Source organism: Virgibacillus flavescens, assembly GCF_050574275.1.
Classification (GTDB): Bacteria; Bacillota; Bacilli; order Bacillales; family Amphibacillaceae; genus Virgibacillus_F; species Virgibacillus_F flavescens.
This window is the reverse complement of the sequence record NZ_CP192260.1, coordinates 621,970-648,953: the sequence shown is the minus strand read 5'-3', so window position 1 is coordinate 648,953 and position 26,984 is coordinate 621,970. Positions and strand designations below refer to the sequence as shown.

The window sequence follows — 26,984 nt, the reverse complement described above, 5'->3', positions numbered from 1 at the left end:
ATTAGCGTAAAGGGAGGTGCTCGTATGAAACTTCATGAAATGAAGGCAGCAGAAGGAAGCCGCAAAGAACGCAACCGCGTTGGACGCGGAATGTCTTCTGGTAACGGAAAAACTTCCGGTAGAGGACATAAAGGACAAAAGTCACGTTCAGGTGGCGGAACTCGTCCGGGCTTTGAAGGTGGCCAAATGCCTTTATTCCAACGTTTACCAAAACGTGGATTTACAAATATTCACCGTAAAGAATTCGCTGTAGTAAATCTTGAAACTTTAAATAGATTTGAAGATGGCACTGAAATTACACCAGAACTTCTACTTGAAGAAGGTGTAGTAAGTAAGCTTAAAGCAGGTATTAAAGTGCTTGGCAATGGTGCTGTTGAAAAGAAATTTACTGTGAAAGCTCATAAGTTCTCTGCTTCAGCTAAGAAAGCTATTGAAGCAGCGGGCGGTCAAACAGAGGTGATTTAATGTTTCGTACAATTTCCAATCTTATGCGCGTGGCTGATATCAGACGGAAAATAATCTTCACATTGTTAATGCTGATTGTATTCCGTCTAGGTACCTTCATTCCCGTGCCATATACTGATAAAGAAGCAATTGGTCATTTAATGGATCAAGGAAATGTATTTGGTTTTCTAAACACATTTGGTGGAGGGGCATTACAGAATTTTTCCATCTTTGCGATGGGAATAATGCCTTATATCACAGCATCGATCATCATGCAATTACTTCAAATGGATGTTGTACCGAAATTCTCTGAGTGGAAAAAACAAGGAGAGATGGGCCGTAAAAAGCTTGCTCAAGTAACTCGTTACGGAACAGTTGCACTAGCATTTGTTCAAGCAATCGCTATGTCTATTGGTTTTAACAAACTGGCAGGCGGCCAATTAATTGAAAACCCTGACGTCCTAACATTTCTTGTCATTGCCCTTGTTTTAACAAGTGGAACGACGTTTTTAATGTGGGTCGGGGAACAGATAACTGCAAATGGTGTTGGAAATGGTATTTCCATTCTAATCTTTGCTGGTATCGTAGCTGCAGTACCTAATGGTGTTAAGCAATTATATAGTCAGTATTTTGTTAACCCTGGTGACGAATTGTTTATCAACGTTGTTATTGTGTCAATGATTGTTCTAGTTATTATTGCAGTAGTTGTTGGAGTGATCTTTATCCAGCAGGCATTACGTAAAATACCTGTTCAATATGCAAAAAAATTGGTTAACCGTTCACCGGTTGGTGGACACTCTACACATTTACCTTTGAAGGTTAATGCTGCTGGAGTAATCCCGGTAATCTTTGCTATCGCATTTATGATAGCGCCAAGTACAATTGCAGGATTTTTTGAAGGTAATGATATTGCAACAACGATTAAGTCAATCTTTGATTACACCCAACCAATTGGGATGGTCATTTATGTAGCGTTAATTATCGCGTTTACGTATTTTTATACATTTGTTCAAGTTAATCCTGAACAAATGGCTGAGAATTTACAAAAACAAGGTGGATATATTCCAGGGATTCGTCCAGGGAAGAATACAGAAACCTATCTTACACGGGTTATGTATCGTCTTACATTTGTAGGTTCGATATTCCTTGCAGCTGTTTCTGTACTACCTATCGTTTTAGGCAGTTTGGCAAAGTTACCTACTGCTGTACAAATCGGCGGAACAAGTTTACTAATCGTTGTAGGTGTTGCATTGCAGACTATGAAGCAATTAGAAAGTCAGCTTGTTAAACGTCACTACAAAGGTTTTATCAAGTAATACTTGTTACCAATGAGAGCGAGGGGAATATTGTTGAATTTAATTTTAATGGGTCTCCCTGGTGCTGGTAAAGGTACACAGGCAGAGAAGATAAGTGAAAAATATAACATCCCTCATATCTCAACAGGAGATATGTTCCGATTAGCAATAAAAGAAGGAACAGACCTTGGAATTAAAGCAAAACAATTTATGGATCAAGGTGATCTTGTTCCTGACGAAGTAACAATTGGTATTGTTGAAGAGCGTTTGCGTAAGGACGATTGTCAAAAGGGTTTTCTGCTAGACGGATTTCCTCGAACAATCGCCCAAGCAGAAGCATTACAAACGCTTCTTTCCAAATTGGATGACGACATTGACTACGTACTGCATGTGAACGTTCCAGAAGAACAATTAGTGAAACGTCTTACTGGTCGCAGAATTTGTCCGACATGTGGAGCAACGTATCATGTTATGTATAACCCTCCTAAAGAGGAAGGTTTATGCGACAAGGATGGCAGTGAACTAATCCAACGTAAAGATGATACGCCAGAAACGGTTAGAACTCGTTTGGATGTTAATATGAAACAAACGCAGCCTTTACTGGACTTCTATAATAATAAAGGGTATCTTGTAACCATTAATGGCGATAAAGAAATTAATGTAGTTTTCCAGGATATTCAAGCCAAATTAGAAAAATAAGCATTGTAACTGTATAAATAACGCAGGATGGGTGCATTTCTATTTGTTAGAAGGTATAATATAGGTCGTGATGAGCGACTAACGCGTATACTGGTCATACAGTAGCACAGGATGTTACTAAAATTGTGAAATAGAGCCCTTAAAAGGCAGCATTAAAATTTATAGCCTAAGTGAAGGTGATCGTTGTTGAGCGAAGCTGATTTGATTCCGCAAGTAGGTCAAATTGTTCGTATTATGCAAGGCCGTGAGTTAGGGCAATACGCGGTTATAATTAATATGGTAGACAATGGGTATGTCATGCTAGCAGACGGGGAAAAACGAAAGTATGATCGACCAAAGAAAAAGAATGTACATCATATTGAAGTTATGGATTACATTTCCCCTGAAGTCCAAAATAGCCTTCTAGAAACTGGTCGTGTCACAAATGGGAAATTGAGATTTGCCATAGCTAAATATGTCAATGAAGTTGTGACTGATTTGAAGAAGGGAGACCAACACGATGACGAAAGAAGATGTAATTGAAGTAGAAGGTACAGTAACCGACACGTTGCCAAACGCAATGTTTAAAGTCGAGCTTGAAAACGGTCATACGGTTTTAGCACATGTATCTGGTAAAATCCGCATGCATTTCATCCGTATATTACCTGGTGATAAAGTGACAGTAGAACTTTCACCGTATGATTTAACTAGAGGACGGATTACTTACCGTTATAAATAACCGAGAGAGCTCCGATATAAAAGGAGGTAAAGATGATGAAGGTAAGACCATCTGTAAAAGCAATTTGCGAAAAGTGTAAAGTTATTAAGCGTAAAGGCAAAGTAATGGTGATTTGCGAAAATCCAAAACACAAGCAAAAACAAGGCTAAAAACAAGGAGGTGCTAGAATTTTATGGCACGTATTTCAGGAATAGATATTCCACGTGATAAACGTGTAGTTATTTCATTAACCTATATTTATGGTATTGGAAAAAACACCGCACAGGAAGTCCTTAAAGAAGCAGGCGTTTCAGAAAACACTCGTGTACGCGATTTGACTGAAGATGAATTAAGTAAAATCCGTAAAGCAATTGATGAGTTTACTGTAGAAGGAGATCTTCGTCGTGAAGTTTCCCTAAACATTAAACGATTAATTGAAATTGGGTCCTACAGAGGAATCCGTCACCGCCGTGGATTACCAGTGCGTGGTCAAAAAACGAAAAACAATTCACGTACTCGTAAAGGCCCACGTCGTACAATGGCTAACAAGAAAAAGTAACGTGAAGGAGGTAAGCTAATCAATGGTTCGTAAAACTAATACGCGTAAGCGTCGTGTAAAAAAGAATATTGATACTGGTATAGCACATATTCGTTCTACGTTTAACAATACAATTGTTACGATTACGGATGTTCAAGGAAATGCTATAGGCTGGAGCTCAGCAGGTTCACTTGGCTTTAAAGGTTCACGTAAGTCAACACCTTTCGCAGCGCAATTGGCAGCAGAAGCAGCAGCTAATTCAGCAGTAGAAAATGGCATGAAAACACTAGAAGTAACTGTTAAGGGCCCTGGAGCTGGTCGTGAAGCAGCTATTCGTTCCTTGCAAGCAGTTGGTTTAGAAGTAACAGCTATTCGTGATGTAACACCTGTTCCTCACAATGGTTGTCGCCCACCAAAACGTCGTCGTGTGTAATTGTACCGTATATAATTTGTCAGCCTGTCTATAATGGGTTATGATAGCTAAATGTGGAGAGGTGTGCGAAGGGGGAAACCCTTGTACACACACCTAACCAATCAGCATCGTTTAGACAAAAGCGAATACGAAAGAAATACAATAGTGCAGAAACGCCAACTGCCTATTTGGGGAATTTCGGTTAGACCCTATGTCTAGCCGGGGTTTCGACGTTTTTAAGGAGGGTTTTGTGGAATGATCGAAATTGAAAAACCAAAAATAGAAACAGTAGAGATCAGCGATGATGCCAATTTTGGTAAATTCGTCGTCGAACCGCTTGAACGTGGATATGGTACTACTCTAGGAAACTCCTTGCGTCGTATCCTACTATCCTCACTTCCAGGCGCTGCTGTAACAGCAGTTCAAATCGATGGAGCACAGCATGAATTTTCAACAGTTGATGGTGTTGTAGAAGATGTTACTACTATCATTTTGAATCTTAAAAAGCTTGCTCTTAAAATCTTCTCTGATGAAGAAAAAACACTAGAGATTGATGTGCAGGGAGAAGGAAAAGTTACGGCTGCGGATCTAACGTATGATAGTGATGTTGAAGTACTGAATCCAGAACTTCCAATTGCTACTATTAACAGCAAGGGAAGCTTGCATATGAAAATAACTGCTGAACGTGGTCGCGGTTATCGTCCTGCAGAGGGTAATAATCATGATGACCAGCCAATAGGCGTTATTCCAGTAGACTCTATCTTCACACCAGTATCACGCGTAACATACCAAGTTGAAAACACACGTGTTGGACAAATCGCTAACTTTGATAAACTAACATTTGACGTGTGGACTGATGGAAGCATTCGTCCTGAAGAAGCAGTTTCTTTAGGTGCAAAAATATTTACAGAACATCTAAATATTTTTGTAGGTTTAACAGACGAAGCACAAAATGCTGAAATTATGGTAGAAAAAGAAGAAGATCAAAAAGAAAAAGTAATGGAAATGACGATAGAAGAGTTAGATCTCTCTGTTAGATCCTATAACTGTTTGAAACGTGCTGGAATTAATACAGTTCAAGAGCTTTCAAATAAATCTGAAGAAGATATGATGAAAGTGCGTAATTTAGGCCGTAAATCTCTTGTTGAAGTAAAAGTGAAACTTGAAGATCTTGGCTTAGGCTTACGTAATGACGACTGATAAAAGCAGACACCTTTAGAATAGGGCAAAGGCGCTAGACATTGGATCTAGATGTAGCCCAAGAAACATAAAAAGGGAGGGATAGTCCATGGCTAGAAAATTAGGTCGTACTACTGATGTACGTATGGCATTACTTCGCAACCTTGCATCTGATTTGATCATTCACGAACGTATTGAGACAACAGAAGCAAAAGCGAAGGAATTGAAATCCGTAACAGATAAAATGATTACGCTCGGCAAACGCGGAGATTTACACGCGCGTCGTCAAGCTACTTCATTCCTATATAATCAAGCAGCAAATGAAAACGAAAACGTTATTCAAAAGCTTTTCGGTGATATTGCTGAACGTTATGAGGAACGCCAAGGTGGATATACACGTGTTCTTAAGCTTGGAGCTCGTCAAGGTGATGGAGCAAAAATGGCAATTATTGAACTAGTATAATCAACTTTTCGCATTAAGGGCAGGACTGAATCTCTTCCACGAGGTGAAGCCAAGCCCTTTTTTTGTAGAAAGAAAAGTGTAAGCGACTGTTCAGCTGTGGCCAGAGCATGGCGGTTATCTGATAAAATAGTTCGATATATTTTTAATCTGGCCGTTATTTTCACATAGTTGGCCGATATAAATCAAATTGTGGCCGATATAATTCGAAACTGGCTGATAAACAGTAAAACAGGTTAATATATGGCCAAAACTGGCCGATACGGCCGAAATTAAGGCTGATGCAACGCCGTAATTGACCAAACACAAGCAAACATAGTAACCCTAGGTGAATGAGCTGAGCAAGAGGAGGAACACCCTATGCGCAAGAAACTAATAGAGTTTAGAAGTGTATCGTTTCGATATGGAGAAGAGGAGCCTTGGGTTTTAAAGAATTGCAGCTTTCATATTTTTGAGAATGAATGGGTGGCTATAATCGGCCATAATGGTTCCGGGAAGTCTACAATTGCTAAGCTGTTAAACGGATTACTTTTTCCGCAAGAGGGAGAAATTCTAATAAATGGGCTCCATGTAACAGAAGAATCTATTTGGGAGATTCGAAAAGATGTTGGCATGGTGTTTCAAAATCCGGATAACCAGTTTGTTGGTACGACTGTACAGGATGATGTCGCATTTGGTATGGAGAACCGAGGTTTTGAACGCCAAGAAATGATAAAGCGAATCGATGATAACCTGACGGCAGTTGGAATGCAGGATTTCCGGATGTCTGAACCGCATCGCTTATCAGGTGGCCAAAAGCAGCGGGTAGCCATTGCAAGTGTTCTGGCTATATCGCCACAGGTCCTTATCCTGGATGAAGCTACTGCAATGCTTGATCCAAAAGGTCGGTCTGAAATTATGAATACAGTATCCCGTGTACAAAAGGAACATCTGCTTTCATTGATTACGATTACGCATGACTTGCAGGAAGTAGTTCAAGCTGAGCGAGTAATCGTCATGAATGAAGGGGAGATTTGGGACGAAGCAACTCCACGTGAGGTCTTTTCAAAAAAAGAACAACTGCGGGAAATTGGTTTAGATGTTCCTTTTGTAGCGATCTTAGTCGATGAATTAAAGCAGTTGGGGATGCCGATTCCGAACGAGGCACTAAATCAAGAGGAATTGCTGGAGGACTTATGGACATTACATTCAAGAACGTAAGCTATGTATACCAACGAAATACACCGTTCGCACATAAAGCGATAGATGATTTGTCATTTCATATACCTTCTGGTTCGTACGTCGCAGTAATCGGACATACTGGATCAGGTAAATCGACACTTATTCAACACTTAAATGGCTTGGTTATGCCTAGTGAGGGAGAAGTAACAGTTGGTGACTTTCACCTTAAAGACGGGGACAAGCCTAAGAACATGAAGGAACTGCGTAGCAAGGTTGGAGTTGTATTTCAGTATCCGGAACACCAGCTGTTTGAAGAAACAGTGCAAAAAGATATCGCTTTTGGTCCAATGAATTTTAATGTGCCTGAGAAAGAGATTAAAGCACGAATAAAACAAATCGCACCGGCAGTAGGAATTGACGATGAGTTATTGGCCAGGTCTCCGTTCGATCTTAGCGGTGGGCAAATGCGGAGGGTTGCAATTGCAGGTGTGCTGGCGATAAAACCTGAGGTGCTTGTTCTGGATGAACCAACCGCTGGACTTGACCCTCGTGGACAGAAAGAAATCATGGAAATGTTCTATACGCTACATCATGAGCAACAACTTACTACGGTACTTGTAACACACAGTATGGAGGATGCGGTTAAGTATGCTGACCATATCATTATTTTAAACAATGGCAAGAAGTACATGGAAGGGAAACCAGAAGATGTGCTAATTCAGCAGAAAGCATTGCAGGATGTACAACTGGATGTTCCGGAAGCGGTACAATTTCTCCTTTCGTTTGAAAGGAAATTTGGAATATCAGTTCCGTTTCATCGTCAATCCATCAAAGAGATTGCAGAAGCGATTCAGCAGTCGTTGAAAGGGGCGCGGGTGAATGAATAATGTATTGATTATTGGTCAGTATGTACCTGGTCAGTCGATTGTTCACAAATTAGATCCCCGCTCAAAGATTGCGATTATCTTCTTTTTTGTGTTCATTGTATTTCTAGCTAACTCCCTATCCAGTTATGGAGTACTGACTGCCTTCGCACTTTCGAGTATGTTCGCAAGCCGAATTCCAATACGATACATCATTAAGGGTCTGACGCCAGTTTGGTTTCTGATAATCTTTACGTTTCTTCTTCATTTGTTTGTTACAAAAGAGGGAACGGTTGTATTCGAAATGGCATCATTTAAAATATATTCTGGTGCACTTATTCAAGGTTTTGCGATATCCATGCGTTTTTTCTTATTGATACTGGTAACGTCTTTATTAACACTTACGACAACACCGATAGAAATCACCGATGCCATTGAAGAATTACTGCATCCATTGAAAAAAATAAAGTTTCCTGTACATGAGCTCGCGTTAATGATGTCGATTTCATTGCGCTTCATTCCAACGCTAATGCAGGAAACAGAAAAAATTTCACGTGCCCAAGCTTCTCGTGGAGTAGATTTTCGTACCGGTAAGATGAAAGAACGAATCAAAGCGGTTGTTCCTCTTCTCGTTCCTCTTTTCGTAAGTGCATTCAAGCGTGCAGAAGAACTTGCGATGGCAATGGAAGCCCGTGGCTATCAAGGTGGCGAAGGGCGAACAAAACTGCGCGAATTAAAGATAGAAAAACGTGATGTTGCTATCTATTTTCTTTTTGCATGTGTAATTACTGGATTATTTTTAACTCGAAACTATTAAGCGGGGAAGGCTGGATCATAGATGCAAAAAATAAAATGTATTATCAGCTATGACGGAACAAACTTTTCAGGATTTCAGATCCAGCCTAAAAAACGAACCGTGCATGGTGAACTGGAAAAAGCATTATTAAAGATTCACAAAGGCGAACATATTCGTTTGCAGGCTTCTGGCAGAACTGATACAGGCGTTCATGCAAAAGGACAGACGATTCATTTCGATTCGCCATTTGATATCCCTGAATATAACTGGAAGCGGGCGCTTAACACACTACTTCCAGATGATCTGTATGTGAAAGAAGTAGAAAAGGTTTCTGTTTCTTTTCACGCTAGATATGATGTAACGGAAAAAGAATACCGCTATTATATTTGGAATGAAAAAGAGAAAGATGTATTTAAACATAACTACGCCTACCAATTCCCCTATAAGCTTAATATAAGCGCCATACAAGCTGCTTGCAGGCATTTGGAAGGGGAACATGACTTTACGACCTTTTCCTCAGCAAAAGCCACTACAAAAGGCAGTAAAGTCAGAACGCTCTATCAGGTTAGCTGTGAAAAGCGAGACAGTGAAATAGAATTTATTTTCAGGGGAAGCGGTTTTTTATATAACATGGTTCGAATCATTGTAGGGGCAATGCTTGATGTAGGACAAGGCAAGCGAGAAGCAGAAGATATTATTAATCTTCTGCAGCAGAAAGACCGTCAGCTGCTTGGTGAAACAGTACCGCCACAAGGTCTATACCTATGGAACGTTAAATATAAATAAAACTCTATTTGCTCTTGACATAGAGCACTTATCTGGTATATGATGATATATGGCATTTTATTTCAAAACCATGATTAGCCCCGGAATCTAATTATGATGAAATAAACGAAAACGATTGATGTAAAATTAGGAGGGAAACTATCATGCGTACAACTTTCATGGCTAAAGAAAGTAACATAGAACGCAAATGGCTTGTAGTAGATGCTGAAGGACAACGTCTTGGTCGTCTAGCAAGTGAAGTTGCGACTTTGTTACGTGGAAAGCATAAACCAACGTTCACCCCACATGCAGATACAGGTGATAACGTTATTATTATTAATGCAGAAAAAATTGAACTTACAGGTAATAAAATAAATGATAAAATGTATTACCGTCACTCAAACCACCCAGGTGGATTGAAATCACGTAATGCAAACGAAATGCGTACAAAATATCCTGAGCAAATGCTTGAACTTGCTGTAAAGGGTATGTTACCAAAAGGTCCATTAGGCCGTAAAATTGGTAAAAAACTGCACGTATATAAAGGTTCAGAGCACAACAACCAAGCACAAAAACCAGAAGTTTACGAACTTCGCGGATAATTAAAAGGAGGTCAACCGAATGGCACAAGTACAATACTACGGCACTGGTCGTCGTAAAAAATCAACTGCACGTGTACGTCTAGTTCCAGGCAACGGTAAAGTTGTAATTAACGGCCGTGACGCTGAAAGCTATTTCCCATATGACACACAACGCTTAATTTTAAACCAACCGCTAGCAATTACTGAAACTGAAGGTACTTACGATGTTTTAGTAAACGTTCATGGTGGAGGATTCACTGGCCAAGCTGGTGCTATCCGTCATGGTATCGCACGCGCTCTTTTAGAAGCAGATCCAGAATACCGTGCTTCTCTTAAACGTGAAGGATATCTAACTCGTGATGCTCGTATGAAAGAACGTAAGAAATACGGTCTTAAAGGCGCACGTCGCGCACCACAGTTCTCAAAACGTTAATATATCGTTATCAAACACCCTTTCTCCTTTTTGGAGAGAGGGTGTTTTGTTGTTGGGGGATTTGAAATAAATTGACCTTTCATAGTTTGCAATTGAATGAATTGTTCGTGGACACTTATTGATAAACTAAACAAAAAGATTTTAGATTTTTTTGCTTTCTTGTTTCTATTTTTACTTTTACTTTAAGGTGTAAGAAATAGGTCGAAATAAAATAGTGAATTTTCAAAAAAATAAATTGACTCAATGTGACTATAATTATATAATCAATTCTAATTATAGAAGAGGGTGGTGTTGAGTTTGAAAACGTTCTTAATTGGTTTCATTCTGGTTTTTTGTTCCATAGTAATTATACCTCAAATTAGTTTTGGCTATACAGGTGAAAGTAGTGAAATATACGACGAAAATGTTGAGTTTCTGGAACAGGGGGAAAGTGTTAAGCTCGAGGGAGAGCTGTCAACTCCGGAATCTGTTATCGAACCCGACTGTATTGCTTGTGTCGATCATCAAATCAGAATATCCACCGTTTCAGGGCCGACAACAACAAAAAGATTTGTAAGATATTTAACTGGTTCCTGGGCAAAGTCAAATAACTATACTTGGAGTAAGACACAAAGTGCTAGCTCAACTCTTTCAGCTAATGTCGGTGTTTCATCCAAAACTGTTTCATCTTCTTTGGGGGTTTCTAATACAGTTACAACAAGTTATTCAGTATCAATATCAATACCGGCAAATAGTAGCTATTATAGCAAACTAGCTTTTTATAGCGATTACAATAAAAGATATATAAAAGTAGGACAGTATACAGGCGGAAAACTTTTAAGTACAAAATACGCGAATCATTATGCACCACGTAAAGACACATATTTACAAGTTGTTTATCAATAACTATTACTTCTTTTTGAAACTGAGGGATTATCGTGACTAAAAGAAACAAGACAATAGTGATAATGGCAATTGTTGTTGCTTCAGTCTTTTCATTACTATTGGTTCAGGCTAAAAATGAAACTAATATTGTATTAGATAAAAGTAATAAAAATGCTTTGGACGATATTGATAATAACTCGCTTGAATTTGCTGATAATTTCATTAGTTATGTTATTGAAGAAGATGAAACTATGTCTTTCAATATATTTGGTGTTCAAAATACTGAAAAAGGAAATCACTTGGATGCTGAGTTAATATCTTTTTTGGAATTTAACAACTCAAATATTGAAATTGTAGATTTCAGGTTGGACTCTGGATTAACACATAATAATTATAAGCTGATAAACATAATAGTTGAGGTAAAAATTAACAGTGACAACATAGAGAATGCAGAACAGCTTGTTGTCCACTTTAAAAATAATAAAGAAAAAATGTATGACTTTGGAAGTCTAACATTACAAAATGATAAGCGCTTTGTACAAAATGATATTAGTCCTAAGGGGAATTATACAGTGGGATATCCTACATTAAGCTTGGATGTCAATTTGAGAAACGAAAGCGATCAAACCATTAAGATGAAACAAATTGATGATTTGAAAAAAAATCTATCTTATCATTTTGATAATGTGATGGAATTGAATTCCTTAGAAACGACTCGAATTGTAGTTCCTTCATTTGAAATAGTAGATGAAAAAGATTTTGATTTTTATACAGTCACACCTATTCTTCATTATTCATCAGGTACTGAAGAATATCTGTATAATATGCCGGGAGTGTTATATGGTGTTCTTCGTTCGGATATTGATAAGATAAAAAAAATAACTGATTGAAATAGTACAAAAAAGGATAAATTATAAATTAATAATCATACAGACTGACAGCTCACAACAATTGTCGGTCTGTTTTTCTATTCAAATTAAAAAAATGATAGAATATTATCGAATATTACGTTAAGATTAAAATGGAACTAATAACCAATTCATATCGTTTATACATAGAATTGCAGAAAAGGAATGTGAATATGACATATCATTTTAATCTAATTAAATTTTTCTTTCCGATTGACGACCATTTGTATCGTATAAAACAGTCAGAGAAGATATATAACATGTGGAAAGTTACCGGGTTGCTTTTACTAGTAAGTATGATTATCTACGGTTGGATGGCTTCGCTTGGCATGGGCTCTGATTTACTTTCAAACGGTGCAGTGACATTAAGCGGCACACAATATGAACATAATAAGCTTTGGTTTGTGATTGGCAGAATTTTGTTTGCTGTGCTTTTGACTGCGCTTATTTTATTTGTACCCGCCTTTATTTTTCATAAGGTAACCGATATCCCGTATCAAAAAGTCGTAATTATGCAGCAGGTTGTATTCGTTGTAATGCTGATCGAACGCATTATTTGGATTCCTATTTTTGTTAATTTTGGACTGGATTGGTATGTATCGCCATTCTCCTTTGGTATCATTTTTTCCTATCTAACTGAAGCGAATTGGCCAGTGTACTTTTTTGGGGCGATTTCTTTATTCCAGATATGGATTATCTGGTTTCAAATTAAATATCTCAGTTATCTATCATCTATTAAAAAGCATTGGATTTGGATCAACGTTATTGCTTTACATGTTTTTTATTGGTTGATTGCAGCGTTCTTAACTTACTATGATAGTTTAATGATAAGTGGGTGGTTTAAATGAAGAAGAATAGGCTTGTAGTGGCTGGCATCATTTTGTTTATCGGTATAAACTCGCTTTTACTATATTTTGATGACAATCGAACAGTTGAACGGAAGTCATACATCAGTGAATGGTCAGAAGTATTCACAGCTAACTTATATGAAAAAATGCATAAAACAGGAGTCTTGTCCGCAACAGTTCAAAACGATGTCTATTTTGATGAGAGCCTGGGAAGCTTCAAGGAATTTTTAGTCGATAAAGGAACGGAAGTCAGTCAAGGAGATGACCTGTATACATACCGCATTACTGATTTTTATGAATCGAAAGCATATTTAACAAATGAACTTGCTAAAATCAACGAAGAAATTGCGGCAGCTGAATCTGCTCAGTCGGAAATGTCTGCTTATCGAATTCCGAGAACATCTGTTCAATTTGAGAGTGAGACGGGAAATGCGACTGGGAATGATGATGAAGCTGAGCAAAACATCACTATTGTACCACCACGTCCGCCAATCGAAACGGAATATATGAAAGAGGAATATTTGGCAGAAAAAGAAAAAGAAATTGAGCAGCTTGAGGCGCAACAGAAAAGTATTCAAACACAATTAACAGAGCTTGAATCCGGTGGTGACACCATAACCGTAGAAAGCCCCTATCAGGGTAAAGTTGCGATGGTATCAGAGGATTTAGGTGATCCGATTGTGTCCATACAATCAACTACTCTCCACATAGAAGGAGAGCTAACTGAAATAGAGCGTCCGATCATCGAAGCGGAGATGCCTGTCGAAATTTCCATTAATGAAAATAATGTAAAATTGAAAGGTTCTGTTACACAAGTCAGTGATTTACCAAATGATGTGAACTTACATGACAACAGTGAATATCCTTTTCAGGTATCTTTTAGCAAGGAAGAAGAGTTGGAAAAGTTATTGCCTGGGTATCATGCAAAACTTGCAATCATAACCGAGGCATCAGAGGAAGCAACTGCTTTATTTGAAGATGCTATTTTTAGCGAATCGGTATGGAAGATGACGAACAAGGGGGACTTGCTTCGACAAAAAGTTGAAACGGGTATCGAAATGAATAGTATGCAGGAAATAACGAAAGGTGCTAAAATTGGTGAATGGACAGCAAAAAAACCTCGATCCCAATTTAGATCTGGCCCTACATTTGTGACCCCGTTAAAATTAGGAGAAGTTCGGTGGCGTGAGGCGTTTGGTTTTGATGATAGGTATTGGACTAAGAATGTGGTGACCGGAATAGTATCAAGATAATCGATTTCTGTTTAATTCACGTTCCAAAGTGGAATAGTTGTGTAAAAGGAAGGTGACTGTCAAATGGATTTTGTTTATATAGGTGTATTTCTATGTGCATTAGGTTTTGCAATTATAGCTATTTTTCTTGCTAAGGTCCTGAAGCGAACTTCACATACACTTAACACGGTAGGAACGACACTGAAAGAAGTTGAGACGAAACTGCACTATATAACAACGGAAATTGAACTTACGATTAAAGAAGCAGATAAACTGGCTGACGATATGGAAGAGAAACTGAAAGCTACCGATGATTTATTCGCCACACTTGAAAGTGCGGGTAATTCGGTCAATAAAGTAAAAACAGCTTTTCAAAAGCAAACAAAGAAGCTCTCTGATAGTCGTGCGTCGCGATTCGTTAAGCCTGCAGCCAGCAGTATTCAGTGGGGCGGTGCTGCCAAGCATCTGTATAAAAAATGGAAAAATCCATCGGTAAAACCGGAGTATGATGTGAATAATAAAGGAAAAGAGGGAGAAATATGAGTCTAACTGGATTAGGAGTATTAATCATTGGTTTAGCATTTTTTGCCTTAGCCATTTTTATCGCAAAATTATTAAATAATGTAGCATCTGTGCTGGATGGAGTAGATAAAACGGTAGAACAGCTCCCTCGTCAGATAGATGAAGTGATGAAAGAAACCAGCAATTTAATTCGTCACAGCAACGACACGCTAGCGGATGTAAATGTGAAACTAAAAGAATTAAGTCCATTGTTTTATTTAGTTGGGGATGTTGGAAAAACATCAAACAAGGTTACCTCATCCTTATCGAATATTACTTCTTCACTCAAAAGGAAATCAAGCAAGAAGAAGGTCTATACCCATAATCAAAAATAGTAGCAGAAAGCCCTCCAAACGTTGTAACAGTTGGAGGGCTTTCTTTTTTCACTATTTATTTCTTCTTTTTATCAGGAAGTAGCCTAACGCCATTGCGCCGTATAATCCTTGAAGGTTACGGCTATCTGCGTATTCTTTGCCGTCTTCGGTTTTATTTTTCATTTTATCTGAAACGTTCGTAAGGGAAGAAGATAATTTCTGTGTTGCCCGACCTAGGTCACCAATAATGACAAATAACGGGCTTAATTCTGTTACCTGAGTGTTAACTTTAGTAAGTGTCTCATCACTCGTTTGCAACGTGTTTTTTGTCTGATCCGTAATTAAATTTATATTACGTGGAAGATCATCCGTTGTTCGCTGGACACTGAAAATTAAATTAGATAAATTATTGAGCGGTTTAATTAATAATAATACTAAGACAGCAAAAGCAATCCCGATTACAAGTACACCAATTCCTAACCAATCCATTTTAGTATTCTCCTTTATTAGGTATTTGTTTACTAATTCCACTATATCAGAGAATTAAAACGTTTTGAATTGGGAAGTGGCATATCTGATTATCTTGTCCCATACAATAGTGGAAGCAGATGGATAAGGGGCGAGATGAATGAAACGACTAGGAAATGTGTTGATTTGGGGCATGGGGCTGGTATTCTTAATAATATTGTTACAGCAGCCCGTAAATAGTCCAGTAAGCACGTGGAGCTCATGGTCATTACCGCTTGCAGGTAAAACAATTGTATTGGATCCTGGTCATGGCGGTGCAGATGGAGGCGCGGTAGGTAAAGATGGCACGTTAGAGAAAGGGATAGCACTCCATGTTGCAAAAAAACTGCAAAGCTATTTACAGCAGACTGGTGCGGTGGTTTATTTAACGCGGGAAAAAGATACAGATTTAGCTGATGCTGAAACGAAAGGACTTTCACGCAGGAAAGCCGAGGATCTGCGAAATCGATTGGAGCTTATTAAAGATAATAAAGCGGATTTTTTTATTTCACTTCATTTAAATGCGTTACCATCATCCAAATGGAGCGGCGCCCAGACTTTTTATTATCCTAAATCAGATAAAAGCGAGCATTTAGCTAAGATGATCCAGGCTGAAATTATTAGAAATCTGGAAAATACAGATCGAACTGCACTGCCACTTACGGGTATGTATTTATTAAAGCATGCTGGTGTTCCTAGTGCCTTAGTTGAAATTGGGTTTCTTTCGAACGAGCGCGAACGTGAATTGCTTAAGCAAGAACAATACCAGGAACAAATGGCCGCCAGCATATATGAAGGAATTCTGCGCTATGTAACGGAAGATATTCCAAAGGAAAAAGAAGAATAGAAGGCAAAATCTTTCCTCGACGCTTATCACTTAGATTTCATCTGATTTATGTTATACTAGCGATGGATATATTTTGACGGGTAAGAAAGTGTAAATCCTTTCTTACTGCATAATTTTAACTATTCATCAATGTTAGTAAAGGAAAGGTGATTCATTTTGTTAACACAAGAAGAAATTATAAGGCTTCTCAACACTGTTAAGGATCCGTTTTTACATAGAACGCTCGAGGAAACTGGCGGCGTGAAAGAAATTACGATTAAAGAAGAAAAAAAGCATGTCAGCGTAAAAATTGGGATTGGTAAAACAAATACTGCTGAGCAAATGCAGCTGCAGCAGGAAATTGTTGGTATATTAAAGAAAAATGGTGCGACTACAGTTGGGCTTCGTTTCGAAGAACTGCCGGAAGATATCATTAAAAAGTACCAGCCCTCTGTGGAAGCGGAGCAAGAAGCATCTTTAATGGGTGGAAGTAAAGGAACGAAATTTATTGCTGTTGCGAGTGGTAAAGGTGGAGTAGGTAAATCTACTGTTACTGTAAACCTTGCAATGTCTTTAATGCGTTTAGGTAAAAAAGTTGGAATCATCGATGCGGATATTTACGGGTTTAGTATCCCGGATATGATGGGCGTGGAAAACCGTCCTGCCGTTCGCGGAGAAAAAATTATTCCAGTTGAACGATTTGGTGTAAAGGTTATTTCCATGGGTTTCTTTGTAGAGGACAACTCTCCAATTATTTGGCGCGGTCCAATGCTTGGAAAAATGTTAAACAGCTTTTTCAAAGAAGTAGAATGGGGCGACCTGGATTACCTGCTACTTGATCTACCACCAGGTACTGGGGATATCGCAATGGATGTCCATGAAATGCTCCCAACCTGTAAAGAACTTATTGTAACCACACCACATCCGACTGCAGCATTCGTAGCGGCTCGTGCTGGACAAATGGCATTGAAAACAGATCATGAAATTCTTGGTGTAGTCGAGAACATGGCATATTATGAAAGCAAGAAAACCGGCGAAAAAGAATATGTATTCGGTCAAGGTGGCGGTCAAAAGTTAGCGGATGTATTGAAAACGAAGGTACTCGGTCAACTACCGCTGCAGCAGCCGTATGAGGAAGAGGATGTATTCGCTCCGTCTATTTATCAGGAGGATCATCCACTTGGAAAAGAATATCATAAAATCGCAGCGAAAATTGTTGCTAAAGTAGAAGAATAAAAAAAGGAGGTGGCTATTCGTCACCTCTTTTTAATTTAGCTATTTATATTATTCAGTACCGCCGCCAACGCTATCACTTCCACTGCCTCCACCGCCACTGCTTTGACCACTGTCTTGTGGTGGTTCTTCTTTTTTCCCTTTCTGTTGTTCAGAAGCGGCTTTCAGTAATATTTCCTGGATTTTGGCTTGGAATAATGGCGTTCCTAATGTTTTTTGAATGGACTCCTCTAAGTGTGCACTGAATTTTTGGCTCTTTAGTACTTCCAGCATTTGTTCGGAGACTTCCGGGTTTTTTAATATATCGAGCATTTGTTTTTGATATTCAGCGTCGTTCATTAATGTTTTGATTAATTTTTTATGCTGCTCTTCCATCGATTTTGCGTATGCTTCTACGAATTTAGGGTCACTGAAGAGTTTTGTCCATACCTCTTGTGCTTTTTTTGAGGAGAGAGCTTTATTAACGGAGTTTTGTACGACATCTGCATTCATGACCAAATGCTGTTTCATCTTTTCATCCTTTAGAATTTCTTCTAAGGCCTTTTTACCATCCTCGGTTTGAAGTATATCAACAACCATTTTTTTGGTTGTATCATAATCGGCTTCTTTACCTGCAGCCTGTTCACTTGAGCATGCTCCAAGAATTAAGCAGGAAAGTCCAATAAAACATATATAAAGTAACCGAATCATTATCTAATCCTCCTTCCCCTTCAAGGTTAATATGCGAGAATATGGAGGAAAATATGCACTTCAATAAGGAAAATTGCTGTTATTCATGGTAAAATACGGATGAATGTAAATTACCATGAAATATTAAATCGACAGTAAAATACATAGCTGTTTTTTTGTAGGAGGATATGATTGTGAATAGTCGTAAATGGGTAGGATTGTTTTTAAAAACATTAATTCTTGGAGGTTTAGCAGGATTAATTACCAGCTTTTTTGTGAAAACAGACTCCTACACAAATGTGTTAAACCCAATTGATTTTTTTGAATTATTGGGTGTAGTGCTTTTCTTTCTTGGTCTGGGTTTTGTGTTTAGTTTAATTAGCCAGACAGGATTTTTTGCTTATTTATTTATTAACCAATTTGGTTTAGGATTCTTTCGGTCATTTTGGCCAACCGTTCAATTACTGCTAATTGTATTTGTGGTTTTTGATTTGGTTTATTTTCCCTATAACGCTTCAGACGGAGAAGGATCTTTATTTGTTTATATTTTAATTGCTGCAGCGATTTTGTTGTATGGGATAGTTATTGCGAAAATAAAAGCCAGCCAAACCAATCAGGGTGCTTTTGTACCAGCGTTATTTTTAATGGTAGTGATGACAACAATTGAATGGGTTCCTGGTATGAGAACAACCGGTACCGATTATGCATGGTTAATGATCATACCACTTCTTGCGTGTAATACATATCAGCTATTGGTATTACACCGATTAACTAATCCGGAACAAAAACAGCAAAAAAAATCAGATAGCATCGTTTAAAAGAACTAGCACAAGGATTGAATTCCTTGTGCTTTTCTTTAATGAAAATGTAATTAGCAGTGAGAGCGGTAGCCTTATCTTTTATAATTGTGTAAGCATGTATTATTAATCTGCGAGTTTGGATTCAGCGTGTGCCTGATTATACAGTTCTGTTACCGATACGAACTTAAATCCTTTCTCTTTAAGGCCGGGCAAAATCGTATCCAGTGCTTCTGCAGTTTGTTTAACCGAGTCAGAAGCGTGTAGTAAAATAACATCGCCATTTGATGTTTCACGCATTACGGTATCAATAATTTTTTGTGTTCCTGGATTTTCCCAATCGTTTGCGTCAACTCTCCAATGGACAACTTTTAACCCTAATCCTTCAGTAAGTTTAATAATTTCTTTATTTATGTGACCATTTGGAGCCCGCATAAGCGTTATTTTTTCATAACCAAGTTTTTTAAAAATTTCTTTGGCGTATAGTATATCCTTTTTTACTTTACTTATATCCTGTTCAAGGTAACTCTTATACCGATATCCAAGCATACCGAGTTCGTGATTCCCTTCTTTAATCTTCGCAAGTATGTCTGGATGCCGTTCAGCCCACTCGCCACTTACAAAAAAAGTCGCCTGGGTATCATGTTCTTTCAATTGTTTGAGAATATCAAACACTTTTTCTTCTCCCCAGCTTATATTAAACGTTAGTGCTATGCTGTTATCTTTTGAATTTCCCTGCACAAAAGCTGACGTTTTCTCTGACGGAGAAAACACAGAATAGCTTCCAGTGCTTTCAGACCAAATAATCACAGCAGCTATAAGTGCGAACAAACTAATATAAAGAAATCTTTTCCATTTTGAAAAACGCCATGCATAAAAGTAACTCATTTCAGACCTCCTTTCTATTTCTTTAATTAGTTTATGAATGATAATGAATAATATGAACAAGCTATTGATATAAAATGGAAATAAGAATAGTGGAGAAAAAGGATGAAAATTGTTCAAATTAGGGAATAAGGAAAATGATTATAGTAGTTTATTGCGATGAGGATTAATAAAAATCAAGATTTTCAACCGACTTAATTCTACAATTTCTACGAATTAGTGTGTTATCGATATAAAAAAATCAATAGCAGTTAAATTAAGTTTAGCTTGAGAAGGTTTGAGGTGAAGATAATGTTAGGTTTACTAATTAACGATATGGAACAAAAAGAAATTGAGTACCTTGTGAGACGTGAAATGGAAGAACTTTTGATGGATTTGGAAGATCACCGAATAGATCAGATGGTAAAGCGCTCTATGAGTGAAAGATACGCATTGCTATTTCAGTTATTCCGCCGTGTGGCTAGTGAGAAAGAGTGTTTAAAATACATGCCGAAGCGATCAAATAATCAATAATAATTGAGTTGTAGTTGGAACCAGCGGGGCTTTCAGACGTGTCTGTCCGCTGGTTTTTTATGCGCTCATAGTACTAGAGAATATAAAGGCAGGGATAGAGAATTGGTATTTTTTTGTAGATTGTGTTGAAATAGTTTTTAAAATATGCTATATTATTTCTTGTTGCCGACGAGCTTTCTTTAAAAATAACAAACGAAAAAAAGTTTTAATTAATTTTTAAAATGCGTTGACAATTATTTGTATACATGGTAAATTATATCTTGTCGCCAAAAACGACAAAGAAATAAATTGCTCCTTGAAAACTGAACAACAACCAAGTATGTTAAGAACAAGCAAGAAAGCTAAGACAACTGATGGGATTAATTTTATTAATCTTATCCAAACTATTTTGGAGAGTTTGATCTTGGCTCAGGACGAACGCTGGCGGCGTGCCTAATACATGCAAGTCGAGCGCGGGAAGCAAGCAATCACCCTTCGGGGTGTGCGCTTGTGGAACGAGCGGCGGACGGGTGAGTAACACGTGGGCAACCTGCCTGCAAGATTGGGATAACTCCGGGAAACCGGAGCTAATACCGAATAATACTTTTTATCTCATGGTAGAAAGTTGAAAGGCGGCTTCGGCTGTCACTTGCAGATGGGCCCGCGTCGCATTAGCTAGTTGGTGGGGTAATGGCCCACCAAGGCGACGATGCGTAGCCGACCTGAGAGGGTGATCGGCCACACTGGGACTGAGACACGGCCCAGACTCCTACGGGAGGCAGCAGTAGGGAATCTTCCGCAATGGACGAAAGTCTGACGGAGCAACGCCGCGTGAGTGATGAAGGTTTTCGGATCGTAAAGCTCTGTTGTTGGGGAAGAACAAGTACCGTTCTAATAGGACGGTGCCTTGACGGTACCTAACCAGAAAGCCCCGGCTAACTACGTGCCAGCAGCCGCGGTAATACGTAGGGGGCAAGCGTTGTCCGGAATTATTGGGCGTAAAGCGCTCGCAGGCGGTCTTTTAAGTCTGATGTGAAAGCCCACGGCTCAACCGTGGAGGGTCATTGGAAACTGGAGGACTTGAGTACAGAAGAGGAGAGTGGAATTCCACGTGTAGCGGTGAAATGCGTAGAGATGTGGAGGAACACCAGTGGCGAAGGCGACTCTCTGGTCTGTAACTGACGCTGAGGAGCGAAAGCGTGGGGAGCGAACAGGATTAGATACCCTGGTAGTCCACGCCGTAAACGATGAGTGCTAGGTGTTAGGGGGTTTCCGCCCCTTAGTGCTGAAGTTAACGCATTAAGCACTCCGCCTGGGGAGTACGGCCGCAAGGCTGAAACTCAAAAGAATTGACGGGGGCCCGCACAAGCGGTGGAGCATGTGGTTTAATTCGAAGCAACGCGAAGAACCTTACCAGGTCTTGACATCCTCTGCAAGCGATAGAGATATCGTGTTCCCTTCGGGGACAGAGTGACAGGTGGTGCATGGTTGTCGTCAGCTCGTGTCGTGAGATGTTGGGTTAAGTCCCGCAACGAGCGCAACCCTTGATCTTAGTTGCCAGCATTCAGTTGGGCACTCTAAGGTGACTGCCGGTGACAAACCGGAGGAAGGTGGGGATGACGTCAAATCATCATGCCCCTTATGACCTGGGCTACACACGTGCTACAATGGATGGAACAAAGGGACGCAAAACCGCGAGGTCAAGCAAATCCCATAAAACCATTCTCAGTTCGGATTGTAGGCTGCAACTCGCCTACATGAAGCCGGAATCGCTAGTAATCGCGGATCAGCATGCCGCGGTGAATACGTTCCCGGGCCTTGTACACACCGCCCGTCACACCACGAGAGTTGGTAACACCCGAAGTCGGTGAGGTAACCTTTTAGGGGCCAGCCGCCGAAGGTGGGACCAATGATTGGGGTGAAGTCGTAACAAGGTAGCCGTATCGGAAGGTGCGGCTGGATCACCTCCTTTCTAAGGAAAAACAGAAAGCCGAAGCTAGTGATAGCAGAAGCCGTACTGTTTAACGGAAAATCGGTGACGCTTGCGTCATCGTAAGACCTATCGTTGATAGGCCTTAACATACAAGGTTGTTGTTCAGTTTTGAGGGATTAATTTTCCTTCTTCTATATAATTATAATATAGATGGGCCTGTAGCTCAGCTGGTTAGAGCGCACGCCTGATAAGCGTGAGGTCGGTGGTTCGAGTCCACTCAGGCCCACCATCTATAACTCATACGGGGCCTTAGCTCAGCTGGGAGAGCGCCTGCCTTGCACGCAGGAGGTCAGCGGTTCGATCCCGCTAGGCTCCATTTTGTACCTTGAAAACTAAATAAGAGCAATATAGACAAGACATCGAATTAAAACGTAAGTTCTTAATCATAAAGATAGTTAAGTGAAGAAGAGCGCACGGTGAATGCCTTGGCACTAGGAGCCGACGAAGGACGGGACTAACACCGATATGCCTCGGGGAGTTGTAAGTAGACATTGATCCGAGGATTTCCGAATGGGGAAACCCACTGTTCGTAATGGAGCAGTACGCATATCTGAATACATAGGGTATGTGAGGCAGACCCGGGGAACTGAAACATCTCAGTACCCGGAGGAAGAGAAAGCAAATGCGATTTCCTGAGTAGCGGCGAGCGAAACGGAATCAGCCCAAACCAGAAAGCTTGCTTTCTGGGGTTGTAGGACACTCCTTTGGAGTTACAAAGAAATACTTTAGATGAATCGATCTGGAACGATCAGCCATAGCGGGTAAGAGCCCTGTAGTCGAAAAAGTGTTTCCTCCGGAGTGTATCCTGAGTACGGCGGGACACGAGAAATCCCGTCGGAATCCGGGAGGACCATCTCCCAAGGCTAAATACTACCTAGTGACCGATAGTGAACCAGTACCGTGAGGGAAAGGTGAAAAGCACCCCGGAAGGGGAGTGAAAGAGATCCTGAAACCGTGCGCTTACAAGTAGTCGAAGCCCGTTAATGGGTGACGGCGTACCTTTTGTAGAATGGACCGGCGAGTTACGATCGTATGCAAGGTTAAGTGGAAGACACGGAGCCGCAGCGAAAGCGAGTCTGAATAGGGCGAAATAGTATGCGGTCGTAGACCCGAAACCGTGTGATCTACCCATGTCCAGGGTGAAGGTCAGGTAACACTGACTGGAGGCCCGAACCCACGTATGTTGAAAAATGCGGGGATGAGGTGTGGGTAGGGGTGAAATGCCAATCGAACACGGAGATAGCTGGTTCTCTCCGAAATAGCTTTAGGGCTAGCCTCAGGCAGATGCGTACTGGAGGTAGAGCACTGATTGGACTAGGGGCCCTCACCGGGTTACCGAATTCAGTCAAACTCCGAATGCCAGCTACGTAAGCCTGGGAGTCAGACTATGGGTGATAAGGTTCATAGTCGAAAGGGAAACAGCCCAGACCGCCAGCTAAGGTCCCAAAGTATACGTTAAGTGGAAAAGGATGTGGAGTTGCCCAGACAACCAGGATGTTGGCTTAGAAGCAGCCACCATTTAAAGAGTGCGTAATAGCTCACTGGTCGAGTGACTCTGCGCCGAAAATGTACCGGGGCTAAACGTATCACCGAAGCTGCGGATTGTTCTTTGAACAATGGTAGGAGAGCGTTCGAACTGCTGTGAAGTCAGACCGTGAGGACTGGTGGAGCGTTTCGAAGTGAGAATGCCGGTATGAGTAGCGAAAAAAGAGTGAGAATCTCTTTCACCGAAAGCCTAAGGTTTCCTGAGGAAGGCTCGTCCGCTCAGGGTTAGTCGGGACCTAAGCCGAGGCCGAAAGGCGTAGGCGATGGACAACAGGTAGATATTCCTGTACCACCTCATGAATGTTTGAGCGATGGGGGGACGCAGTAGGATAAGGAATGCGCACCGATGGATGAGTGCGCCCAAGCAGCAAGGGAGTTGGATTGGCAAATCCGTCCAACAATTCTGAGCTGTGATGGGGAGGGAAATTAAGTACCGAAGTTCTGGATTTCACACTGCCAAGAAAAGCCTCTAGTGAGTTCATAGGTGCCCGTACCGTAAACCGACACAGGTAGGCGAGGAGAGAATCCTAAGGTGATCGGGAGAACTCTCGTTAAGGAACTCGGCAAAATGACCCCGTAACTTCGGGAGAAGGGGTGCTCCTTTTAAGGAGGAGCCGCAGTGAATAGGCCCAAGCGACTGTTTAGCAAAAACACAGGTCTCTGCGAAGCCGAAAGGCGAAGTATAGGGGCTGACACCTGCCCGGTGCTGGAAGGTTAAGGGGAAAGGTTAGCGCCTTCGGGCGCGAAGCTTAGAACCGAAGCCCCAGTAAACGGCGGCCGTAACTATAACGGTCCTAAGGTAGCGAAATTCCTTGTCGGGTAAGTTCCGACCCGCACGAAAGGTGCAACGACTTGGGCACTGTCTCAACGAGAGACCCGGTGAAATTATACTATGCGTGAAGATGCGCATTACCCGCGACAGGACGGAAAGACCCCGTGGAGCTTTACTATAGCCTGATATTGAATGTTGGTACAGCTTGTACAGGATAGGTGGGAGCCTTAGAAACCGGAGCGCTAGCTTCGGTGGAGGCATCCGTGGGATACCACCCTGGCTGTACGGACATTCTAACCCAGGACCGTAATCCGGTTCGGAGACAGTGTCAGGCGGGTAGTTTGACTGGGGCGGTCGCCTCCCAAAGAGTAACGGAGGCGCCCAAAGGTTCCCTCAGAATGGTTGGAAATCATTCGTAGAGTGTAAAGGCATAAGGGAGCTTGACTGCGAGACCTACAAGTCGAGCAGGGACGAAAGTCGGGCTTAGTGATCCGGTGGTTCCGCATGGAAGGGCCATCGCTCAACGGATAAAAGCTACCCCGGGGATAACAGGCTTATCTCCCCCAAGAGTTCACATCGACGGGGAGGTTTGGCACCTCGATGTCGGCTCATCGCATCCTGGGGCTGTAGTCGGTCCCAAGGGTTGGGCTGTTCGCCCATTAAAGCGGTACGCGAGCTGGGTTCAGAACGTCGTGAGACAGTTCGGTCCCTATCCGTCGTGGGCGTTGGAAGTTTGAGAGGAGCTGTCCTTAGTACGAGAGGACCGGGATGGACATACCGCTGGTGTACCAGTTGTTCCGCCAGGAGCATAGCTGGGTAGCTACGTGTGGAAAGGATAAGTGCTGAAAGCATCTAAGCATGAAGCCCCCCTCAAGATGAGACTTCCCATCACTTCGAGTGAGTAAGATCCCTCAGAGACGATGAGGTTGATAGGTTCGAGGTGGAAGCGTGGTGACACGTGGAGCTGACGAATACTAATAGATCGAGGACTTAACTAACCATTTACGATGTCATGTCTATTGCGTTCTTATTTAGTTTTTAGGGTATAAATTACCTTATACATGAAATTGTCTGGTAGTAATAGCGGAGAAGTCACACCTGTTCCCATACCGAACACAGTAGTTAAGCTCTCCAGCGCCGATGGTAGTTGGGACTTTGTCCCTGCAAGAGTAGGACGCCGCCAGGCAGTTTTTTTGTATCTATTTTTACTTGGAGTTACTTAAAAACTTCATGGAATGATTTTTGTGTTTATTAGTTATACTAATGCAGAGATTTTCAGGTCATGCGAGGAATGGTTTGTGTGACGAGCAGGCCCAAATAAGATTGTACCACTATGATTTACTTTATTAGATTATTCCACAGTAGCTCAGAGGTAGAGCAATCGGCTGTTAACCGATCGGTCGTAGGTTCGACTCCTACCTGTGGAGCCATACATACGCTTCCATAGCTCAGCCGGTAGAGCACCACCATGGTAAGGTGGGGGTCAGCGGTTCAAATCCGCTTGGAAGCTCTGCAAGCGTCTACATCGCTACATGGTGTAGACGTTTATAATTCTATGTACTGGAACACTGCTTGTCAGAATGAAAAAACTCATTGAAAGAGGAGGGCTAATATGGAAAGCATCCCCCTTTTATTTATAGTTGCTATAGTGGTAACCATTTTCGAACTATTTTTGGCAGTTTATTTAGTAAAGAAGCACAATTTCCCGCTTTCTCGAACCCTTTATATGGCAGTACCGACAGTTGTTATTTTATGGGTTGTCGCTATTGTATCATCATAAATAATATGTGCTGTATACGGGCAATAGAATTCAAATGAAAGCAGATTATAGTAGAAAAAAATAAAAAGTTCGTATTACCCTTTACAAAGAGCGTTAAACTGGATATAATAAGATTCGTTGGTTTTCGACAAATACATAGATATGAAATTTGAAAACAACTTTATGGCCCGTTGGTCAAGTGGTTAAGACACCGCCCTTTCACGGCGGTATCACGGGTTCGAATCCCGTACGGGTCACCACTTACTTGGAGGATTAGCTCAGCTGGGAGAGCACCTGCCTTACAAGCAGGGGGTCGCAGGTTCGAGCCCTGCATCCTCCACCATTTTTTTTGCCGGCCTAGCTCAACTGGTAGAGCAACTGACTTGTAATCAGTAGGTTGGGGGTTCAAGTCCTCTGGCCGGCACCATTTTTTATGTATAATATATCTAAATGTGG

The 26,984-nt window shown here is 40.8% G+C and carries 30 protein-coding genes, 7 tRNA genes and 3 rRNA genes; 37 read left to right on the top strand and 3 right to left on the bottom strand.

Going from position 1 to position 26,984, the window contains the following annotated elements:
• Positions 1-24: 24 nt before the first annotated feature.
• The 22 genes from rplO to VBD025_RS03125 all read left to right on the top strand — a co-directional run bounded on the left by rplO (position 25) and on the right by VBD025_RS03125 (position 15,071).
• On the top strand, positions 25-465 hold the full coding sequence (gene rplO, locus VBD025_RS03230) for a 50S ribosomal protein L15 (protein WP_430789249.1): 441 nt from the start codon (positions 25-27) through the stop codon (positions 463-465).
• Positions 465-1,760 (top strand): preprotein translocase subunit SecY, encoded by a 1,296-nt coding sequence (gene secY / locus VBD025_RS03225; RefSeq protein WP_430789247.1) that lies wholly within the window; start codon positions 465-467, stop codon positions 1,758-1,760. Before rplO ends, secY begins: the two co-directional genes overlap by 1 nt.
• A 33-nt stretch (positions 1,761-1,793) precedes the next feature.
• A complete protein-coding gene (locus VBD025_RS03220; protein ID WP_430789245.1) occupies positions 1,794-2,438 on the top strand; it encodes an adenylate kinase in 645 nt (214 codons plus the stop codon).
• Between the two features lie 186 nt (positions 2,439-2,624).
• Complete coding sequence (locus tag VBD025_RS03215) at positions 2,625-2,960, top strand: KOW domain-containing RNA-binding protein (protein ID WP_430789243.1); 336 nt, start codon at positions 2,625-2,627, stop codon at positions 2,958-2,960.
• Positions 2,938-3,156: a translation initiation factor IF-1 gene (infA, locus tag VBD025_RS03210; RefSeq protein ID WP_430789241.1), complete on the top strand. Its 219-nt coding sequence runs from the start codon at positions 2,938-2,940 to the stop codon at positions 3,154-3,156. The genes VBD025_RS03215 and infA overlap by 23 nt, the downstream gene beginning before the upstream one ends.
• A 35-nt stretch (positions 3,157-3,191) precedes the next feature.
• Positions 3,192-3,305 (top strand): 50S ribosomal protein L36, encoded by a 114-nt coding sequence (rpmJ, locus tag VBD025_RS03205; protein WP_430791244.1) that lies wholly within the window; start codon positions 3,192-3,194, stop codon positions 3,303-3,305.
• A gap of 23 nt (positions 3,306-3,328) precedes the next feature.
• Positions 3,329-3,694 carry a 30S ribosomal protein S13 gene (gene rpsM, locus VBD025_RS03200; RefSeq protein ID WP_430789239.1) on the top strand — a complete coding sequence of 122 codons (366 nt, stop codon included), beginning with the start codon at positions 3,329-3,331 and terminating at the stop codon, positions 3,692-3,694.
• A gap of 22 nt (positions 3,695-3,716) precedes the next feature.
• Positions 3,717-4,106, top strand: coding sequence for a 30S ribosomal protein S11 (gene rpsK / locus VBD025_RS03195; protein ID WP_430789237.1), 390 nt, complete (start codon positions 3,717-3,719; stop codon positions 4,104-4,106).
• Between the two features lie 234 nt (positions 4,107-4,340).
• Positions 4,341-5,285 (top strand): DNA-directed RNA polymerase subunit alpha, encoded by a 945-nt coding sequence (locus tag VBD025_RS03190; protein ID WP_430789235.1) that lies wholly within the window; start codon positions 4,341-4,343, stop codon positions 5,283-5,285.
• 88 nt (positions 5,286-5,373) lie between these two features.
• The gene (rplQ, locus tag VBD025_RS03185) at positions 5,374-5,727 is read left to right on the top strand and encodes a 50S ribosomal protein L17 (RefSeq protein WP_430789233.1); all 354 of its coding nucleotides are present in this window, start codon (positions 5,374-5,376) and stop codon (positions 5,725-5,727) included.
• Positions 5,728-6,084: 357 nt separating this feature from the next.
• Positions 6,085-6,924 carry an energy-coupling factor ABC transporter ATP-binding protein gene (locus VBD025_RS03180; protein ID WP_430789231.1) on the top strand — a complete coding sequence of 280 codons (840 nt, stop codon included), beginning with the start codon at positions 6,085-6,087 and terminating at the stop codon, positions 6,922-6,924.
• Positions 6,900-7,772 (top strand): energy-coupling factor ABC transporter ATP-binding protein, encoded by an 873-nt coding sequence (locus tag VBD025_RS03175; RefSeq protein ID WP_430789229.1) that lies wholly within the window; start codon positions 6,900-6,902, stop codon positions 7,770-7,772. The genes VBD025_RS03180 and VBD025_RS03175 overlap by 25 nt, the downstream gene beginning before the upstream one ends.
• Positions 7,765-8,565, top strand: coding sequence for an energy-coupling factor transporter transmembrane component T family protein (locus tag VBD025_RS03170; protein ID WP_430789227.1), 801 nt, complete (start codon positions 7,765-7,767; stop codon positions 8,563-8,565). The genes VBD025_RS03175 and VBD025_RS03170 overlap by 8 nt, the downstream gene beginning before the upstream one ends.
• 21 nt (positions 8,566-8,586) lie before the next feature.
• Positions 8,587-9,330 (top strand): tRNA pseudouridine(38-40) synthase TruA, encoded by a 744-nt coding sequence (truA, locus tag VBD025_RS03165; protein ID WP_430789224.1) that lies wholly within the window; start codon positions 8,587-8,589, stop codon positions 9,328-9,330.
• 143 nt (positions 9,331-9,473) lie between these two features.
• Positions 9,474-9,911, top strand: coding sequence for a 50S ribosomal protein L13 (gene rplM, locus VBD025_RS03160; RefSeq protein ID WP_430789222.1), 438 nt, complete (start codon positions 9,474-9,476; stop codon positions 9,909-9,911).
• Positions 9,912-9,930: 19 nt separating this feature from the next.
• A complete protein-coding gene (gene rpsI, locus VBD025_RS03155; protein ID WP_430789220.1) occupies positions 9,931-10,323 on the top strand; it encodes a 30S ribosomal protein S9 in 393 nt (130 codons plus the stop codon).
• A 297-nt stretch (positions 10,324-10,620) separates the two neighbouring features.
• Positions 10,621-11,208 (top strand): hypothetical protein, encoded by a 588-nt coding sequence (locus VBD025_RS03150; RefSeq protein ID WP_430789218.1) that lies wholly within the window; start codon positions 10,621-10,623, stop codon positions 11,206-11,208.
• Between the two features lie 62 nt (positions 11,209-11,270).
• Positions 11,271-12,077, top strand: a complete 807-nt coding sequence (locus VBD025_RS03145) for a hypothetical protein (protein ID WP_430789216.1) — start codon at positions 11,271-11,273, stop codon at positions 12,075-12,077.
• A gap of 191 nt (positions 12,078-12,268) precedes the next feature.
• Positions 12,269-12,943 carry a hypothetical protein gene (locus tag VBD025_RS03140; protein ID WP_430789214.1) on the top strand — a complete coding sequence of 225 codons (675 nt, stop codon included), beginning with the start codon at positions 12,269-12,271 and terminating at the stop codon, positions 12,941-12,943.
• The gene (locus VBD025_RS03135) at positions 12,940-14,196 is read left to right on the top strand and encodes an HlyD family efflux transporter periplasmic adaptor subunit (protein WP_430789212.1); all 1,257 of its coding nucleotides are present in this window, start codon (positions 12,940-12,942) and stop codon (positions 14,194-14,196) included. The genes VBD025_RS03140 and VBD025_RS03135 overlap by 4 nt, the downstream gene beginning before the upstream one ends.
• 63 nt (positions 14,197-14,259) lie before the next feature.
• Positions 14,260-14,718, top strand: coding sequence for a DUF948 domain-containing protein (locus VBD025_RS03130; RefSeq protein ID WP_430789210.1), 459 nt, complete (start codon positions 14,260-14,262; stop codon positions 14,716-14,718).
• A complete protein-coding gene (locus VBD025_RS03125) occupies positions 14,715-15,071 on the top strand; it encodes a DUF948 domain-containing protein (RefSeq protein ID WP_430789208.1) in 357 nt (118 codons plus the stop codon). Before VBD025_RS03130 ends, VBD025_RS03125 begins: the two co-directional genes overlap by 4 nt.
• A gap of 51 nt (positions 15,072-15,122) precedes the next feature.
• Here the strand turns inward: VBD025_RS03125 and VBD025_RS03120 are convergent, their stop codons facing one another.
• Positions 15,123-15,539 carry a DUF948 domain-containing protein gene (locus tag VBD025_RS03120; RefSeq protein ID WP_430789206.1) on the bottom strand — a complete coding sequence of 139 codons (417 nt, stop codon included), beginning with the start codon at positions 15,537-15,539 and terminating at the stop codon, positions 15,123-15,125.
• Between the two features lie 139 nt (positions 15,540-15,678).
• Between VBD025_RS03120 and cwlD the strand changes: the two genes are divergently transcribed.
• On the top strand, positions 15,679-16,404 hold the full coding sequence (gene cwlD / locus VBD025_RS03115) for an N-acetylmuramoyl-L-alanine amidase CwlD (protein ID WP_430789204.1): 726 nt from the start codon (positions 15,679-15,681) through the stop codon (positions 16,402-16,404).
• Between the two features lie 156 nt (positions 16,405-16,560).
• Positions 16,561-17,619 (top strand): P-loop NTPase, encoded by a 1,059-nt coding sequence (locus VBD025_RS03110; RefSeq protein ID WP_430789202.1) that lies wholly within the window; start codon positions 16,561-16,563, stop codon positions 17,617-17,619.
• 48 nt (positions 17,620-17,667) lie between these two features.
• Here the strand turns inward: VBD025_RS03110 and gerD are convergent, their stop codons facing one another.
• Positions 17,668-18,306 (bottom strand): spore germination lipoprotein GerD, encoded by a 639-nt coding sequence (gene gerD, locus VBD025_RS03105; protein WP_430789200.1) that lies wholly within the window; start codon positions 18,304-18,306, stop codon positions 17,668-17,670.
• 173 nt (positions 18,307-18,479) lie between these two features.
• Here gerD and VBD025_RS03100 point away from each other — a divergent pair, with 173 nt between their 5' ends.
• On the top strand, positions 18,480-19,103 hold the full coding sequence (locus tag VBD025_RS03100; protein ID WP_430789198.1) for a KinB-signaling pathway activation protein: 624 nt from the start codon (positions 18,480-18,482) through the stop codon (positions 19,101-19,103).
• 105 nt (positions 19,104-19,208) lie between these two features.
• On the opposite strand, the gene pdaB is transcribed toward VBD025_RS03100, so the two are convergent.
• Positions 19,209-19,970 (bottom strand): polysaccharide deacetylase family sporulation protein PdaB, encoded by a 762-nt coding sequence (pdaB, locus tag VBD025_RS03095; protein WP_430789196.1) that lies wholly within the window; start codon positions 19,968-19,970, stop codon positions 19,209-19,211.
• Positions 19,971-20,258: 288 nt separating this feature from the next.
• On the opposite strand from pdaB, the gene VBD025_RS03090 reads away from it, so the two are divergent.
• From VBD025_RS03090 to VBD025_RS03035, 12 genes are all read left to right on the top strand, one after another.
• Positions 20,259-20,480: a hypothetical protein gene (locus tag VBD025_RS03090; protein WP_430791242.1), complete on the top strand. Its 222-nt coding sequence runs from the start codon at positions 20,259-20,261 to the stop codon at positions 20,478-20,480.
• A gap of 385 nt (positions 20,481-20,865) precedes the next feature.
• Positions 20,866-22,431: ribosomal RNA gene (locus VBD025_RS03085) — 16S ribosomal RNA — on the top strand.
• Between the two features lie 173 nt (positions 22,432-22,604).
• Positions 22,605-22,681, top strand: a tRNA-Ile gene (locus VBD025_RS03080).
• A 14-nt stretch (positions 22,682-22,695) separates the two neighbouring features.
• Positions 22,696-22,768: transfer RNA gene (locus tag VBD025_RS03075), tRNA-Ala, on the top strand.
• Between the two features lie 77 nt (positions 22,769-22,845).
• A 23S ribosomal RNA gene (locus VBD025_RS03070) occupies positions 22,846-25,767 on the top strand.
• A gap of 72 nt (positions 25,768-25,839) precedes the next feature.
• Positions 25,840-25,955, top strand: a 5S ribosomal RNA gene (rrf, locus tag VBD025_RS03065).
• The 16S, 23S and 5S rRNA genes sit together here with 4 tRNA genes alongside, the layout of an rRNA operon.
• A gap of 169 nt (positions 25,956-26,124) precedes the next feature.
• Positions 26,125-26,199 (top strand) — tRNA-Asn (locus VBD025_RS03060).
• 7 nt (positions 26,200-26,206) lie between these two features.
• A tRNA-Thr gene (locus VBD025_RS03055) sits at positions 26,207-26,279 on the top strand.
• A gap of 102 nt (positions 26,280-26,381) precedes the next feature.
• Positions 26,382-26,549: a hypothetical protein gene (locus VBD025_RS03050; RefSeq protein ID WP_430789195.1), complete on the top strand. Its 168-nt coding sequence runs from the start codon at positions 26,382-26,384 to the stop codon at positions 26,547-26,549.
• 164 nt (positions 26,550-26,713) lie between these two features.
• Positions 26,714-26,788: transfer RNA gene (locus VBD025_RS03045), tRNA-Glu, on the top strand.
• Between the two features lie 7 nt (positions 26,789-26,795).
• A tRNA-Val gene (locus tag VBD025_RS03040) sits at positions 26,796-26,871 on the top strand.
• 8 nt (positions 26,872-26,879) lie between these two features.
• Positions 26,880-26,955: transfer RNA gene (locus tag VBD025_RS03035), tRNA-Thr, on the top strand.
• The last annotated feature ends 29 nt before the right edge of the window (positions 26,956-26,984 follow it).

Coding starts and splice junctions, on each gene's coding strand:
- rplO (WP_430789249.1), top strand. CDS start 25: ATGAAACTTCATGAAATGAAGGCAGCAGAAGGAAGCCGCAAAGAACGC.
- secY (WP_430789247.1), top strand. CDS start 465: ATGTTTCGTACAATTTCCAATCTTATGCGCGTGGCTGATATCAGACGG.
- infA (WP_430789241.1), top strand. CDS start 2,938: ATGACGAAAGAAGATGTAATTGAAGTAGAAGGTACAGTAACCGACACG.
- rpmJ (WP_430791244.1), top strand. CDS start 3,192: ATGAAGGTAAGACCATCTGTAAAAGCAATTTGCGAAAAGTGTAAAGTT.
- rpsM (WP_430789239.1), top strand. CDS start 3,329: ATGGCACGTATTTCAGGAATAGATATTCCACGTGATAAACGTGTAGTT.
- rpsK (WP_430789237.1), top strand. CDS start 3,717: ATGGTTCGTAAAACTAATACGCGTAAGCGTCGTGTAAAAAAGAATATT.
- VBD025_RS03190 (WP_430789235.1), top strand. CDS start 4,341: ATGATCGAAATTGAAAAACCAAAAATAGAAACAGTAGAGATCAGCGAT.
- rplQ (WP_430789233.1), top strand. CDS start 5,374: ATGGCTAGAAAATTAGGTCGTACTACTGATGTACGTATGGCATTACTT.
- VBD025_RS03180 (WP_430789231.1), top strand. CDS start 6,085: ATGCGCAAGAAACTAATAGAGTTTAGAAGTGTATCGTTTCGATATGGA.
- VBD025_RS03175 (WP_430789229.1), top strand. CDS start 6,900: ATGGACATTACATTCAAGAACGTAAGCTATGTATACCAACGAAATACA.
- VBD025_RS03170 (WP_430789227.1), top strand. CDS start 7,765: ATGAATAATGTATTGATTATTGGTCAGTATGTACCTGGTCAGTCGATT.
- truA (WP_430789224.1), top strand. CDS start 8,587: ATGCAAAAAATAAAATGTATTATCAGCTATGACGGAACAAACTTTTCA.
- rplM (WP_430789222.1), top strand. CDS start 9,474: ATGCGTACAACTTTCATGGCTAAAGAAAGTAACATAGAACGCAAATGG.
- rpsI (WP_430789220.1), top strand. CDS start 9,931: ATGGCACAAGTACAATACTACGGCACTGGTCGTCGTAAAAAATCAACT.
- VBD025_RS03145 (WP_430789216.1), top strand. CDS start 11,271: ATGGCAATTGTTGTTGCTTCAGTCTTTTCATTACTATTGGTTCAGGCT.
- VBD025_RS03140 (WP_430789214.1), top strand. CDS start 12,269: ATGACATATCATTTTAATCTAATTAAATTTTTCTTTCCGATTGACGAC.
- VBD025_RS03135 (WP_430789212.1), top strand. CDS start 12,940: ATGAAGAAGAATAGGCTTGTAGTGGCTGGCATCATTTTGTTTATCGGT.
- VBD025_RS03130 (WP_430789210.1), top strand. CDS start 14,260: ATGGATTTTGTTTATATAGGTGTATTTCTATGTGCATTAGGTTTTGCA.
- VBD025_RS03125 (WP_430789208.1), top strand. CDS start 14,715: ATGAGTCTAACTGGATTAGGAGTATTAATCATTGGTTTAGCATTTTTT.
- VBD025_RS03120 (WP_430789206.1), bottom strand. CDS start 15,539: ATGGATTGGTTAGGAATTGGTGTACTTGTAATCGGGATTGCTTTTGCT.
- cwlD (WP_430789204.1), top strand. CDS start 15,679: ATGAAACGACTAGGAAATGTGTTGATTTGGGGCATGGGGCTGGTATTC.
- gerD (WP_430789200.1), bottom strand. CDS start 18,306: ATGATTCGGTTACTTTATATATGTTTTATTGGACTTTCCTGCTTAATT.
- pdaB (WP_430789196.1), bottom strand. CDS start 19,970: ATGAGTTACTTTTATGCATGGCGTTTTTCAAAATGGAAAAGATTTCTT.
- VBD025_RS03090 (WP_430791242.1), top strand. CDS start 20,259: ATGTTAGGTTTACTAATTAACGATATGGAACAAAAAGAAATTGAGTAC.
- VBD025_RS03050 (WP_430789195.1), top strand. CDS start 26,382: ATGGAAAGCATCCCCCTTTTATTTATAGTTGCTATAGTGGTAACCATT.